We start from the raw sequence: 13,882 nt of genomic DNA, 5'->3' as shown, positions 1-13,882 counted from the left end.
GTGGGATTACGCACCGGATACCGGAGAGCATCATGCGCCTGCTCCGCGCCGCCTTCCTCGCTTGCTGCCTGCAAGCGCTGCCCGCCTGCGCCGACCTGCCCCAGCCAGACATCTACGCGCTGACCGAAATCCTGCCGCCGCTCAGCTACGGCGAGGGCGGCGAGCACAAGGGCTTCTCCAACGAATTGCTGGCGATGATGCTGCGCGACAGCGGCCTGCGCGCCGTCATCCAAGTCAAGCCCTGGAGCCGCGCGCTGCGCGAGGCGCAGCAAGCGCCCAACACCATGCTGTATCTGGCCGTGCGCACGCCGGAGCGGGAAGAGATGTTAAATGGATAGGCCCGGCGCTGCCGCTGCCGATAGAACTGTTCCGGCTGAGCGGGCCGCGGGCCGCGCAGCCCGCCTCCATAGACGACGCCAGGCATGCGATGGTGGCGGTGGCGCGCGACACGCCGGGACAGAAAATGATGGAGAAGCTGGGCTTCGTCGACAATGTCAATCTGGTGCTGACCAATGACGAGGCCCAGTCGGCCAGGCTGCTGTACGCCCGTCGCGTGCAATACAGCGTCGGGGTCGGCTTGTTCCAGCGTTACGCCGCCAAGCAGCAGAACCAGCAGCCGGACAGGCTGGATTCGGTGCAGGTGCTGGACGACAGCACCCAGTTCTATTTCGCGATGCAGAGGGACAGCAATCCCGACTACATCGCCCGGCTGCAGGCCGCGCTGGACAGGATCAAGCAGGATGGGCGCTACGCGGCTTTGCTAAGGCGCTACACCCACCCCTGACTCACAACACCAGCTTGCCGCCGGCCAGCGCCAGCATCACCGCCAGCGTCGGCCGCAGCCAATGGTCGGCCAGCCTGCCGGTCAAGCGGCTGCCCAGCCAGATGCCGGGCAACGAGCCGCTGAGCAGCTTGAGCAGCAGCACCCAGTCCAGGTGGCCCATGCCGGCATGGCCCAGGCCCGCCACCAGCGTCAGCGGCACCGCGTGGGCGATTTCGGTGCCGATCAGCCGCGAAGTCGGCAAAGCCGGGTACAGCAGAAACAAGGCCAGCGTGCCCAGCGCCCCGGCGCCGATGGAGCTGAGCGTGACCAGCACACCCAGCACCGCGCCGACCAGCGCGGTCGGCCACAGCCGCTCGCCTACGCCCAGGCTGCCGAAATGGCGCTGCCCCAGGCGGACCAGCCACGGCTTGCATAGGATGGCGGCGGCAGTCAGCAGCAAGGCGATGCCCAGCACGAAACGGAACAGCGCGTCCATCACCTGCGACGGCACGTGCAGCCAGCTCAACAGGCCCAACGTCAGCATCGCCGCCGGCACGCTGCCCAGCGCCAGGTGCAGCGTGATGCGCCAGTCGATGTGGCGCTGCCGGTGATGCGCAGCCACGCCGCCAGCCTTGGTCAGCGCGGCGTACAAGAGATCTGTGCCGACGGCGGTGGCAGGCGAGATGCCGAACCAAAGCAGAATGGGCGTCATCAGCGAGCCTCCGCCCACTCCGGTCAGCCCGACGATGAAGCCCACCGCCAGGCCCGCAACCGTATATCCCAAATCCATCGGATTCCCCATTCATCCTGCAAGATCCATCCGATGCTACGCGCTTTGCTTATAACAATTTAGATTAATTAGATACAACATTATAAACATTAATTCCAAGCTCTCCCTGCGCGCCAAGATTCATCGCGCCATCACGGCGCCGTAACAAGGGCGGCCTATGTTTGCAATCAGAACAAAACGACAAGGAACGCCACAATCCCTCGCGGATATTCACGCAATCGCTTTACAAACCGGATGAATAGCGTCAATTTGATACTGTCAGGGCACAGCCTGACCGCTTGCGACGCCCGCATGGAGCGCCAGCCGCCAGGCCCCCTGAGAAGCCCACGTTTCGAGATCGAAAGGTGCAGGATGATTTCTCGTATCCCCCTGAGCGTTCGTAGAAAACAAGCCCGTGACCAACATGAAAGCTTCCTCTACGCGGTGGCGAAACCGCAACTGAGCGATGAGGAGAGATCCCGCCAGCAAAAAGTGCGGCAACGCGCGCATGACCGCGACGACGCCCGCTTCCTGGCTGATCGCTGCGACGACCTGTTCTGACCCGATGGGGGCCGCGCCCCCGCCCTCTGCCTTCTCCGCTCCGCCCAAGGCAAGCGCCCGCTGTTTTTTCTTTATGCCCGCTTTGGGCTGACCAAACCGCCGAATGCCCGTTCGGCCAGAGCGCCGAACTCATCCCCATTCCGCCGGTCTACCTAAAAAAAATTGAAACATTCCGCCTTGCGCGGCGGCATTTTTCAAAAAAACTGGCATCCGACAGTATTTTTATACTTTCTTTACACCCCCACTCCCGCTTTTATCAGGTTTTTGACGTCCGTTTGCGTACCTTCCAGGTTGCACATTACGCATGGAGATTTTCACTATGGATCTTCTTTACATCGGTCTGTTCGCGCTGTTCGGCGCGTTGACCTGGCTGTTGATCGCAGCCTGCGACCAATTGGGAGGCAAGCAATGACTGCCTGGTACCTGATCAGCGCCCTGTTGGCGCTGGGTCTGTTCGTTTATCTGATCTACGCATTGGTCAAGCCGGAGAATTTCTAATCATGACAACACCCGCCATGCTCCAACTGGGGCTGTTCCTGGCCGTGCTTCTGGCGCTGGCCTGGCCTCTTGGCGCGTACATGACGCGCATCATGCAGGGGGAGAACGTTGGTCCGGTACTCTGGTTCGCGCCGCTGGAACGCGGCTTCTACCGGCTGGCCGGCATTCAGAAGGATGAGGAGATGGGCTGGCGCGGCTATACCGTGGCCCTGATCCTATTCAACGTGCTGGGCGCGCTGGCCGTCTACGCGCTGCAACGTCTGCAAGGCTCTCTGCCGTTCAACCCGCAGGCGATGGCCGCGGTCAGCCCGGACTCCTCGTTCAACACCGCCGTTTCCTTCGTCACCAACACCAACTGGCAAGGCTACGGCGGCGAAACCACGATGAGCTACCTGACCCAGATGCTGGGTCTGACCGTGCAGAACTTCCTGTCCGCCGCCACCGGCGCCGCGGTGGTGATCGCGCTGATCCGCGGCTTCGTCCGCCACAGCAGCGCCAAGATCGGCAACTTCTGGGTGGATATCACCCGCCTGACGCTGTACATCCTGCTGCCGCTGTCGCTGGTGTTCGCGCTGGTGTTCACCCAGCAAGGCGCCATCCAGAACCTGGCCGCCTACAAGGACGTGCACACGCTGGAAGTCACCAAGTACCAGCAACCCAAGGTCGACGCCAAGGGCAACCCGGTGACCGGCAAGGACGGCAAGCCGGTGATGGAGGACAAGACTGCGCAGACGCAAACTCTGCCGATGGGTCCGGTGGCCTCTCAGGAAGCCATCAAGATGCTGGGCACCAACGGCGGCGGCTTCTTCAACGCCAACTCCGCCCACCCGTTTGAAAACCCGACGCCGCTGGCCAACTTCCTGCAGGACATCGCCATCTTCCTGATCCCGGCCGCGCTGTGCTTCCTGTTCGGCCGCATGGTGGGCGACCGTCGCCAGGGCTGGGCCATCATCGCCGCGATGACCATCCTGTTCGCCACCGCGGTGGTCGTGGAAACCAGCGCCGAGCAGGCCGGCGTGCCGCAATACAAGGCGCTGCACATCGACCAGCAAGCCAGCCACCTGCAGTCCGGCGGCAATATGGAAGGCAAGGAAGCGCGCTTCGGCATCATCGACACCTCACTGTTCATCGCCGTGACCACCTCCGCCTCCTGCGGCGCGGTCAACTCGATGCACGACTCGCTGACCCCGATCGGCGGTCTGGTGCCGATGTTCCTGATGCAGTTGGGAGAAGTGGTGTTCGGCGGCGTGGGTTCCGGCCTGTACGGCATGCTGATCTTCGCCATCCTGGCGGTGTTCATCGCCGGCCTGATGGTGGGCCGCACCCCGGAATACCTGGGCAAGAAGATTGAAACCTACGAGATGAAGATGACCGCGATCACCATTCTGGTGACCCCGACCCTGGTGCTGGCGCTGACCGCCATCGCCGTGAGCGTGGCCGCGGGCAAGGCCGGCATCGCCAATCCGGGCGCGCACGGCTTCAGCGAAATCCTGTACGCGTTCACTTCCGCCGCCAACAACAACGGCAGCGCCTTCGCCGGCCTGTCCGCCAACACGCCGTTCTACAACATCGCCACCGGCGTCGCCATGTTCTTCGGCCGCTTCTTCATGATCGTGCCCATCCTGGCCATCGCCGGCTCGCTGGCCGCCAAGAAGCGTCTGGCCGTCACCGCCGGCACCCTGCCCACCCACGGCCCGCTGTTCGTGGTGCTGCTGATCGGCACCGTGCTGCTGGTGGGCGCCCTCAACTATGTTCCGGCTCTGGCGCTGGGCCCGGTGGTCGAGCAGCTGCAAATGCTCGCCGTCCACTAAGCCCGTCAGTCAAGGAAACGACAATGAACGACAAGAATCATTTGAAATCCGTGGTGGCGGAACCTATCGCCACCGGCAACAAGAACGCCGGCAAGTCGATGTTCGACCCGGCGCTGGTGAAACCCGCCATCGTCGATTCGTTCAAGAAGCTGTCGCCGCGCACCCAGTGGCGCAACCCGGTGATGTTCGTGGTGTACGTGGGCAGCATTCTGACCACCGCGCTGTGGATACAGTCGCTGGGCGGCCACGGCGAAGCCTCGTCCGGCTTCATCCTGGGCGTGGCGCTGTGGCTGTGGTTCACCGTGCTGTTCGCCAACTTCGCCGAAGCGCTGGCCGAGGGCCGCAGCAAAGCCCAGGCGGCGAGCCTCAGGTCGGCCAAGAAAAACGTGGTGGCCAAGAAGCTGGCAGGCGGCAACCATGGCGCGGCCAAGACCATCGTCGACGGCACCAGCCTGCGCAAGGGCGATTTCGTATTGGTGGAAGCCGGCGACGTGATCCCGGTGGACGGCGAGGTGATCGAAGGCGTGGCCTCGGTCGACGAATCCGCCATCACCGGCGAATCAGCGCCGGTGATCCGCGAATCGGGCGGCGATTTCTCCTCGGTCACCGGCGGCACCCGCGTGCTGTCCGACTGGATCGTGGTGAAGATCACCGTCAATCCGGGCGAAACCTTCCTCGACCGCATGATCGCGATGGTGGAAGGCGCCAAGCGCCAGAAGACCCCGAACGAGATCGCGCTGACCATCTTGCTGGTGGCGCTGACCATCGTGTTCCTGATCGTGACCGTCACCCTGCTGCCGTTCTCTCTGTTCAGCGTGGACGCGGTCAAGGCCGGCACCCCGATCAGCATCACCACCCTGGTGGCGCTGCTGGTGTGCCTGATTCCGACCACCATCGGCGGCCTGCTGTCGGCCATCGGCGTGGCCGGCATGAGCCGGATGATGGGCGCCAACGTGATCGCCACCTCCGGCCGCGCGGTGGAAGCCGCCGGCGACGTCGACGTGCTGCTGCTGGACAAGACCGGCACCATCACCCTGGGCAACCGCCAGGCCTCCGCCTTCATCCCGGCGCCGGGCGTGTCGGAAAAAGACCTGGCCGACGCAGCCCAACTGGCCTCCCTGGCCGACGAAACGCCGGAAGGCCGCTCCATCGTGGTGCTGGCCAAGCAGAAGTTCAATCTGCGCGAGCGCCAGCTGGCCAGCCATGAAGCCAGCTTCATCGCCTTCAGCGCGCAAACGCGGATGTCGGGCATCGACTACGACGGCCGCCAGATCCGCAAGGGCGCCATCGACGCGATCCGCCGCCACATCGCCGAACTGGGCGGCCAGTTCCCGGACGCGCTGGCGAAAAGCGCCGACGAAGTGGCCCGCCGCGGCTCCACCCCGCTCTTGGTGGCCGAAGGCAACCGCGCGCTGGGCGTGATCGAACTGAAGGACATCGTCAAGGGCGGCATCAAGGAGCGATTCGCCGAACTGCGCCAGATGGGCATCAAGACGGTGATGATCACCGGCGACAACCCGCTGACCGCGGCCGCCATCGCCGCCGAAGCCGGCGTCGACGACTTCCTGGCGGAAGCCACGCCGGAAGCCAAGCTGAAGCTGATCCGCAGCCATCAGGCCGAAGGCAAGCTGGTGGCGATGACCGGCGACGGCACCAACGACGCCCCCGCGCTGGCCCAGGCCGACGTGGCGGTGGCGATGAACACCGGCACCCAGGCGGCCAAGGAAGCCGGCAATATGGTGGACCTGGACTCCAATCCGACCAAGCTGATCGAGATCGTCGAAATCGGCAAGCAGATGCTGATGACGCGGGGTTCGCTGACCACCTTCTCCATCGCCAACGACGTGGCCAAGTATTTCGCCATCATCCCGGCGGCGTTCGCCAGCACCTACCCGCAGCTGAACGCGCTGAACGTGATGGGCCTGAACAGCCCGGCCTCCGCCATCATGTCGGCGGTGATCTTCAACGCGGTCATCATCGTGTTCCTGATCCCGCTGGCGCTGAAGGGCGTGAAGTACCACGCCAAGAGCGCCGCCGAGCTGCTGCGCGGCAACCTGCTGGTCTACGGCCTGGGCGGCCTGCTGGTGCCCTTCGCCGGCATCAAGCTGATCGACATGGCGCTGGGCGCGCTGGGTCTGGTGTAACAGGCAAGCCCGCCTCCCGGCGCGCCGGGGAGCGGGCGCACGGCAGGCCCGGCGCACGGAACGCGCAACGGGCCTCTCGCCAAGAGAATGGAAAGGATTATCGTGAAAGTCATTCGTCCCCTGCTGGTGATCTTCGGCGGCCTGTCGCTGCTCACCGGCCTCGCCTACCCGCTGGCCACCACCGGCATCGCCCAGGCGCTGTTCCCGGCGCAAGCCAACGGCAGCCTGATCGAGAAAGACGGCAAAGTGGTGGGTTCGCGCCTGATCGGCCAGAACTTCACCGGCGACAAGTATTTCTGGGGCCGCCCGTCGGCCACCAGCCCGATGCCGTACAACGCCGGCAACTCCGGCGGCTCCAACCTGGGCCCCACCAACAAGGCCCAGCTGGACGCGGTGAAAGGCAATGTCGACGCCATCCGCAAGGCGCACCCGACCCAGACCGGCCCGGTGCCGGTGGACCTGGTGACCGCCTCCGCCAGCGGCCTCGACCCGGAAATCTCGGTCGCCTCCGCCTATTACCAGGTTGACCGCGTCGCCGCGGCGCGTAAACTGCCGGCAACCGAAGTGCGCAAGCTGGTGGAAGGCCGCATCATCGGCGAAACCTTCGGCCTGCTGGGCGAACCGCGCATCAACGTGCTGGAGCTGAACCTGGCGCTGGACGAACTTTCCAAGAAAGCCTAAACCCGCATGACCGATCTGCGCCCCGACCCGGATGCCCTGCTGGACGAATTGAAACGCGAAGAGCTGGACGCCCAGCGCGGCCGGCTGAAAATCTTCTTCGGCGCCTGCGCCGGCGTAGGCAAGACCTACGCGATGCTGGCGGCGGCGAAAACCAAGCAGCAGGAAGGGGTCGGCGTGCTGGTCGGCGTGGTGGAAACCCACGGCCGCAAGGAAACCGAGGCGCAGCTGGCCGGGCTGGAGGTGCTTCCGCCCAGCCAGATCGAGTACAAGGGCCGCGCGCTGTCGGAATTCGACATCGACACGGCCCTCTCGCGCCGCCCGCAGTTGATCCTGATCGACGAGTTCGCCCACTCCAACGTCCCCGGCTCGCGCCATCCCAAGCGCTGGCAGGACGTGGAGGAGCTGCTCGCCGCCGGCATCGACGTCTACACCACTCTCAATGTGCAGCATCTGGAGAGCCTTAACGATGTTGTCGGCCAGATCACCGGCATCATCGTCAGGGAAACGCTGCCCGACCATGTGTTCGACAGGGCCGACGAAGTCTCGCTGGTGGACCTGCCGCCGGACGAGCTGCTGTCCCGCCTCGCCGCCGGCAAGGTCTACCTGCCGCACCAGGCCGAGCGCGCGGTCAAGAATTTCTTCCGCAAGGGCAATCTGCTGGCGCTGCGCGAACTGGCGCTCAGGCGCACCGCCGACCGCGTCGACGCGCAGATGCGCGCCTACCGCGCCGACCAGTCGATCAACCCAGTCTGGCACGCGCGCGAACGGCTGCTGGTCTGCGTCGGCCCCGGCCCGGGCACCGACAAGCTGATCCGCAGCACCAAGCGGCTGGCCGCCAATCTGGACGCCGACTGGATCGCTGTCTATGTCGAAACCCCCAGCCTGCAGCGGCTGCCGGAGGAAAAGCGCGCGCGCATCCTCAAGGGCCTGAAGCTGGCGCAAGAGCTGGGCGCGGAAACCACGGTGCTGGGCGGCAGCTCGCTGGCCGCCACCCTGCTGGCCTACGCCCGCACCCGCAACGTCTCCAAGCTGGTGGTCGGCAAGTCGGCCAGCAGCCCGCTGGCGCGGCTGTGGCGCGGCTCGCTGGTGGAGGAGCTTACCCGTCAGTCCGGCGACGTCGACGTCTACGTGGTGGCCCACGACCTGGACCCGTCCGACGAAAAGAGCGGCAAGCGCGTGCCCAGCCTGCTGTTCAGCGACGGCGAATCCGGCAAGCCGCAGCGCGGCTACCTGGCCGCCGCCGCGGTCTGCGCCGCCACCACCGCGCTCAACCACTTGCTGGTGCCCTACTTCGCGCTGTCCAACGTCATCATGGTGCACCTGCTGGCGGTGGTGCTGATCGCCACCCGCTACGGCCGCGGCCCCGGCGTGCTGGCGTCCTTCCTGTCGGTGGCGGCCTTCGATTTCTTCTTCGTGCCGCCGCAGCTGTCGTTCGCGGTGTCCGACACCCAGTACCTGCTCACCTTCATCGTGATGCTGGTGGTGGCGCTGGTGATCAGCCAGCTGACCGCCCGCTTCCGCTTCGAGGCCACCATCGCCACCTACCGCGAGCGCCGCACCCGCGCGCTGTACGACCTGGGCCGCGAGCTGGCCGGCGCGCTGACCGCGTCGCAGATCATCGACACCGCGGTCGGCCGGCTGGAGCCGCTGTTCCGCGCCAAGGTGATGCTGTTCATCCCCAATAGCGAAGACCAGCTGCGCGCCGCCACCGAGGCCGGCAACGGCGCCGACACCGGCGTCGCGCAATGGGTGTTCGACAACCTGCAGCCGGCCGGCCTGGGCACCAACACGCTGCCGTCCAACGCCGCGCTCTACGTGCCGCTGAAGGCGCCGATGCGCACCCGCGGCGTGATCGCGCTGCTGCCGGAGGAAACGATCCCGGCCTTCCTGCCGGAGCAGCAGCGGCTCTTGGAAACCTGCGCCGCGCAGATCGCGCTGGCGCTGGAGCGGGTGCATTATGTGGAAGTGGCGCAAGACGCCATCGTGGCGATGGAGTCGGAACGGCTGCGCAACAGCGTGCTGTCGGTGGTGTCGCACGATCTGCGCACGCCGCTGACCACCATGCTGGGCCTGGCCAATATGCTGAATTCGCCCAGCCTGCCGCCGGAGCAGCAGGCCGACATCTCGCAGTCGATCCAGGATGAGGCGATGCGGATGAACAAGCTGGTGACCAATCTGCTGGACATGGCCAGGCTGCAATCCGGCGTCAAGTTGAACAAGGAATGGCAACTGCTGGACGAGGTGGTGGGCAGCGCGGTACGCGCCTGCGAGCACAGCCTGCGCCGCCATCATTTGGCGCTAAAACTGAACCGCGACCTGCCGGTGCTGGAATACGACGCGGTGCTGATCGAGCGGGTGCTGGTCAACCTGCTGGAAAACGCCGCCAAATACACGCCGGCCGGCTCGCGCATCGAGCTGGCGGCCCAGCACGACGGCGCCCGGGTGCGCATCAGCGTCAGCGACGACGGCCCCGGCCTGCCGGCCAATATGGAACAGAAAGCCTTTGAGAAATTCTCGCGCGGCGCGCCGGAATCCACCACGCCCGGCGTCGGGCTGGGGCTGGCCATCTGCCGCGCCATCATCGAAAACCACGGCGGCAGCATAGAAGCCGGCAACCTCAGCCCGCACGGCGCCCGCTTCTCCTTCACCCTGCCCGCCGGCGCGCCGCCCGAGCTGCCGCCGGAAGACGCCTGAAACCAGAAGAGCGAACCCCTATGAACGACGCACCGATTTCCGTAGTGATCATCGAAGATGAAAAACCGATCCGCCGCTTCCTGTCGTCGGCGCTGGATGAGGAAAGGCTCACCGTCTACGAGGCCGAAACCGGCAAGCAGGGCCAGATAGAAGTGGCCACCCGCAAACCCGACATGGTGATACTGGACCTGGGCCTGCCGGACATGAACGGCATCGACGTGATCAAGAGCCTGCGCGAGTGGACCGACATTCCCATCCTGGTGCTGTCGGCCCGCACCCAGGAAACGGAAAAGGTGGCGGCGCTGGACGCCGGCGCCGACGACTACCTGACCAAGCCCTTCGGCGTGGCCGAATGCCTGGCGCGCATCCGCGTGCTGCTGCGGCGCCGCATCCAGGGCAGCGCCGCGCCGCAGCAGAACTTCCACTTCGGCGACATCAAGATCGACCTGGTCAACCGCCTGGTGCACAAGGGCGATGCGCCGGTGCACCTGACGCCGATCGAATACCGGCTGTTGTCCACGCTGATCCGCAACGCCGGCAAAGTCATCACCCACCGCGAGCTGCTGCTGGCGGTATGGGGGCCGTCGTTCTCCGAGCACAACCAGTACCTGCGCGTCTACATGGGCCACCTGCGGCAAAAGCTGGAAGACAACCCGGCGATGCCGCGCCACATCGTCACCGAAACCGGCGTCGGCTACCGGCTGGTGGAAAGCGACCCCAGCCGCAACCAGACCGCCTGAGCGCGGCGGCCAGGGTTGACAGCCCCCTGCCAGCGGCATATTCTGATGTTCATGCGCCGATTTGACACAGCTTGCGGGCGCGATACAAATGCCAGCTAAAGCGTATACGGTGAACCCGCTTGCGCTCCTGATGTAAAGTGGCCAGCGGGTTTTTTCATGGCTGCGACACAGCCTTGGCGCCGTACCGCTCTCCCCCGCAAGCCGTCTGATCGACGCGGGACGCGCCGCCATCCGGCGGTCGTCCAGGCGCCGAGTTAATGACAACTTGCAGGGCGCCGAGAAATCCTGCTAAAGCGTCGCCGACGGCCACCCGCCCGGCACGCGCAGCGCGACCGACCTTGGGAGAGCCGTATGTACGATTGCCAGCAAGACAGCTATGCCGATTTTTCTTTTGCGATTTACGACGCCGTGGGAAGACCTCGCCCCCTCTGTGGCAGCCTGAGCGCCACACCGCTGCCGTCCAGCGACGACAGCGCCCTTTACGATCTCGCCGCCTTCGCCCGCGAACAGGGCTACAGCCTCGATCACCATGAACAGCATCTCACCGTGCACGACATCAGCCTTGCCGACGCGCTGGCGATCAACACCCGCTTCGGAGAAACGCTGATCATCAGCTGCGATCTGCGCCGCGATCCGCCGGTGCGCTTCTAGTCGGTACGCACGCAGACAGTAAGCGGGCGCGCCGGCTATAATGTGCTGTTTCGCACCCATGCCGGCAGGATTTGATGCTGTTTGAACTCAACCACGCCTCGCGCTCGGAGATTCTGCGCGAAGGGCGCCAGATCGCCCGCCTGGCTCTGCCGATGATGGTGGCCCAGATCGCCCAGGTGGCCACCGGCTTCGTCGACACCGTAATGGCCGGCCGCGTCGGCACCGACGATCTGGCCGCGGTTTCGCTCGGCGCCAGCGTGTTCATCACCGTCTACGTGACGCTGATGGGCGTGGTGGCCGCGCTCAATCCCATCCTGTCGCACCATCTGGGTTCCGGCGACGCGCGCGGCTTCGGCCGCGACGCCGGCCAGGGCCTGTGGTTCGGCCTGCTGCTGGGCACGCTGGGCGGCGCGCTGATGATCGCGCTGGAACCCGCGCTGCGCCAGTGGCTGCACCTGCCGCAGGAAGTGATAGCCAAGGTGATGCTGTTCATCACCGGCGCCGCCGTCGGCATGCCGGCGGCGATGGCCCACCGCGCGCTGCACGCCTACGCGTCCAGCCTGGGCCACCCCAAGGCCATCATGGTGGTCAGCCTGATCGCGCTGGCCCTGAACATTCCGCTCAACTACATCCTGATCCACGGCTTGTTCGGCTTCCCCCGCATGGGCGGCGCCGGCTGCGGCTGGGCCACCGGCGCGGTGTTCTGGTTCAACTGCCTGGCCTTGCTAGGCTACGTGAGCTGGCATAAGAAATTCGCCGGCAACCGCATCCTCGCCGGCATCGCCCGCCCCGACTGGCGCCGCTTCGCCGCCTTTTTGAAACTGGGCCTGCCCATCGGCCTGTCCTTCTTCGTCGAAGTCAGCCTGTTTTCCTTCATCGCGCTGCTGATCGCCGAGCTAGGCACCGTCGTCGTCGCCACCCACCAGTCGGTGCTGAATTTCTCCAGCCTGATCTACATGCTGCCGCAGAGCGTGGCCACCGCGCTGTCGGTGCGGGTCGGCCACCACGCCGGCGCCGGCGATTACCAGGCCGCGCGCTTCATTTCCGGCGTCGGCCTGCTGATGGGGCTGGCGATGGCGGGCATGGCCATGGTGCTGGTGCTGCTGCTGCGCGCGCCCATCATGTGGATGTACAGCGCCGACCCGCGCGTGATATCGATGGGCACCACGCTGCTCTTGTTCGCCGCCGTCTACCAGCTGACCGACGCCGCGCAGACCATCGCCTCCGGCGCGCTGCGCGGCTACAAAGTGACCGCCGTGCCGATGCTGATCCACATCACCTCGTTCTGGGTGGTGGGCCTGGGACTGGGCATCCTGCTGGGATTGACCGACCATATCGTGCCGCGGATGGGCATTTACGGCTTCTGGACCGCGCTGGTGATCAGCCTCACCGTGGCCGGCCTGCTGCTAACCTATTATCTGGCCCGCGCCAGCCGCCGCCGGCTGCGCCGCGACCAAGGAATCCTGCTATGAGCCTGCAGTTTAGCGCCGACTACGATCTGCGCCCGCACAACACCTTCGGCCTGGCCGCCCGCGCCGCGCACTTCTGCCGGCTGGACGACCTGGCCGACCTGTCCGCGCTGCTGGCGCATCCGCTTTACCGCCAGGGCCCGGTGCTGTGGCTGGGCGGCGGCAGCAACCTGCTGCTGACCCGCGACTACCCCGGCCTGGTGGTGAAAGTGGCGCTGACCGGCATTCGCCTGCTGGAACAGAACGGCGACGATGTGCTGGTCGAGGCCGCCGCCGGCGAAAACTGGCACGACTTCGTGCTGCACACGCTGGCGCAAGGCTGGTACGGCCTGGAAAACCTCAGCCTGATTCCCGGCACCGTAGGCGCCTGTCCGGTGCAGAACATCGGTGCCTACGGCGTCGAGGTGAAGGACCATCTGCAAGAAGTGGCGTGCGCGCAGCTGGAGCGCGGCGGCGAAGCGCTGACGCTGTCCAACGCCGACTGCCGCTTCGGCTACCGCGACAGCGTGTTCAAGCATGAAGCCGCCGGCAAGCTGCTGGTGACCGCGGCGCGCTTCCGCCTCTCCCGCGCGGCGCGGCCGCGCACCGGCTACGGCGACATCCTGCAGCAGCTGGAGCGGCAAGGCATCAGCGCGCCGACGCCGCTGGACGTCAGCCGCGCCGTCATCGCCATCCGCCAGAGCAAGCTGCCCGACCCGGCGGCGCTGGGCAACGCCGGCAGCTTCTTCAAGAACCCGGTGGTATCGCTGACCCGCGCCGAGGCGTTGTTGGCCGAACACCCGCAGCTGCCGCACTACCCCGCGCCGGACGGCCAGGTGAAGCTGGCCGCCGGCTGGCTGATAGACCAATGCGGGCTGAAGGGCTATCGCGATGGCGACGCCGGCGTGCATGAGAAACAGGCGCTGGTGCTGGTCAACTACGGCCAGGCGCGAGGCAGCGAAATCGAGGCCTTGGCCCGCAAGGTGCAGGACACCGTGGCGCAGCGCTTCGGCGTCAGGCTGGAGCCGGAGCCCTTGATACTCTGAGGCCGGCCGGGAACCATGCCGCGCCGGCGCCACTCAAGCTAGCAACACGTATCCGTGAACCACGCAATGGAGAGCA

General features: G+C 65.8%; 13 protein-coding genes. 12 read left to right on the top strand and 1 reads right to left on the bottom strand.

Going from position 1 to position 13,882, the window contains the following annotated elements; genetic code table 11:
* Positions 1 to 32 precede the first annotated feature (32 nt).
* Positions 33 to 338: a type 2 periplasmic-binding domain-containing protein gene (locus tag MY55_RS04380; protein WP_065202022.1), complete on the top strand. Its 306-nt coding sequence runs from the start codon at positions 33 to 35 to the stop codon at positions 336 to 338.
* Between the two features lie 125 nt (positions 339 to 463).
* Positions 464 to 784: a hypothetical protein gene (locus tag MY55_RS04375; protein WP_425266089.1), complete on the top strand. Its 321-nt coding sequence runs from the start codon at positions 464 to 466 to the stop codon at positions 782 to 784.
* A gap of 1 nt (position 785) precedes the next feature.
* On the opposite strand, the gene MY55_RS04370 is transcribed toward MY55_RS04375, so the two are convergent.
* Positions 786 to 1,553 (bottom strand): sulfite exporter TauE/SafE family protein, encoded by a 768-nt coding sequence (locus MY55_RS04370; RefSeq protein WP_043574022.1) that lies wholly within the window; start codon positions 1,551 to 1,553, stop codon positions 786 to 788.
* A 351-nt stretch (positions 1,554 to 1,904) separates the two neighbouring features.
* On the opposite strand from MY55_RS04370, the gene MY55_RS23285 reads away from it, so the two are divergent.
* The 10 genes from MY55_RS23285 to murB all read left to right on the top strand — a co-directional run bounded on the left by MY55_RS23285 (position 1,905) and on the right by murB (position 13,806).
* Entirely contained in the window at positions 1,905 to 2,093 is a 189-nt protein-coding gene (locus MY55_RS23285) for a hypothetical protein (protein WP_011135152.1), read from the top strand.
* Positions 2,094 to 2,501: 408 nt separating this feature from the next.
* Positions 2,502 to 2,591, top strand: a complete 90-nt coding sequence (kdpF, locus tag MY55_RS04360) for a K(+)-transporting ATPase subunit F (RefSeq protein WP_021476355.1) — start codon at positions 2,502 to 2,504, stop codon at positions 2,589 to 2,591.
* A gap of 2 nt (positions 2,592 to 2,593) precedes the next feature.
* Positions 2,594 to 4,402, top strand: a complete 1,809-nt coding sequence (gene kdpA / locus MY55_RS04355) for a potassium-transporting ATPase subunit KdpA (RefSeq protein ID WP_065202020.1) — start codon at positions 2,594 to 2,596, stop codon at positions 4,400 to 4,402.
* 23 nt (positions 4,403 to 4,425) lie between these two features.
* Complete coding sequence (gene kdpB, locus MY55_RS04350) at positions 4,426 to 6,546, top strand: potassium-transporting ATPase subunit KdpB (RefSeq protein WP_047236899.1); 2,121 nt, start codon at positions 4,426 to 4,428, stop codon at positions 6,544 to 6,546.
* A 102-nt stretch (positions 6,547 to 6,648) separates the two neighbouring features.
* Positions 6,649 to 7,227, top strand: coding sequence for a potassium-transporting ATPase subunit KdpC (kdpC, locus tag MY55_RS04345; RefSeq protein ID WP_272900403.1), 579 nt, complete (start codon positions 6,649 to 6,651; stop codon positions 7,225 to 7,227).
* 6 nt (positions 7,228 to 7,233) lie between these two features.
* Positions 7,234 to 9,921: a sensor histidine kinase gene (locus MY55_RS04340; RefSeq protein ID WP_065202019.1), complete on the top strand. Its 2,688-nt coding sequence runs from the start codon at positions 7,234 to 7,236 to the stop codon at positions 9,919 to 9,921.
* A gap of 20 nt (positions 9,922 to 9,941) precedes the next feature.
* Positions 9,942 to 10,661 (top strand): two-component system response regulator KdpE, encoded by a 720-nt coding sequence (gene kdpE, locus MY55_RS04335; protein ID WP_043574034.1) that lies wholly within the window; start codon positions 9,942 to 9,944, stop codon positions 10,659 to 10,661.
* Positions 10,662 to 11,012: 351 nt separating this feature from the next.
* Positions 11,013 to 11,312, top strand: a complete 300-nt coding sequence (locus tag MY55_RS04330) for a hypothetical protein (protein ID WP_047236901.1) — start codon at positions 11,013 to 11,015, stop codon at positions 11,310 to 11,312.
* Between the two features lie 74 nt (positions 11,313 to 11,386).
* A complete protein-coding gene (locus MY55_RS04325; RefSeq protein WP_043574040.1) occupies positions 11,387 to 12,784 on the top strand; it encodes an MATE family efflux transporter in 1,398 nt (465 codons plus the stop codon).
* A complete protein-coding gene (murB, locus tag MY55_RS04320) occupies positions 12,781 to 13,806 on the top strand; it encodes a UDP-N-acetylmuramate dehydrogenase (protein ID WP_043574043.1) in 1,026 nt (341 codons plus the stop codon). The genes MY55_RS04325 and murB overlap by 4 nt, the downstream gene beginning before the upstream one ends.
* Positions 13,807 to 13,882: the final 76 nt, after the last annotated feature.

Source organism: Chromobacterium subtsugae (assembly GCF_001676875.1).
Lineage (GTDB): Bacteria > Pseudomonadota > Gammaproteobacteria > Burkholderiales > Chromobacteriaceae > Chromobacterium > Chromobacterium subtsugae.
Note: the sequence above shows the minus strand (reverse complement) of the source record. Positions and strands in the feature narration are given on the sequence as shown.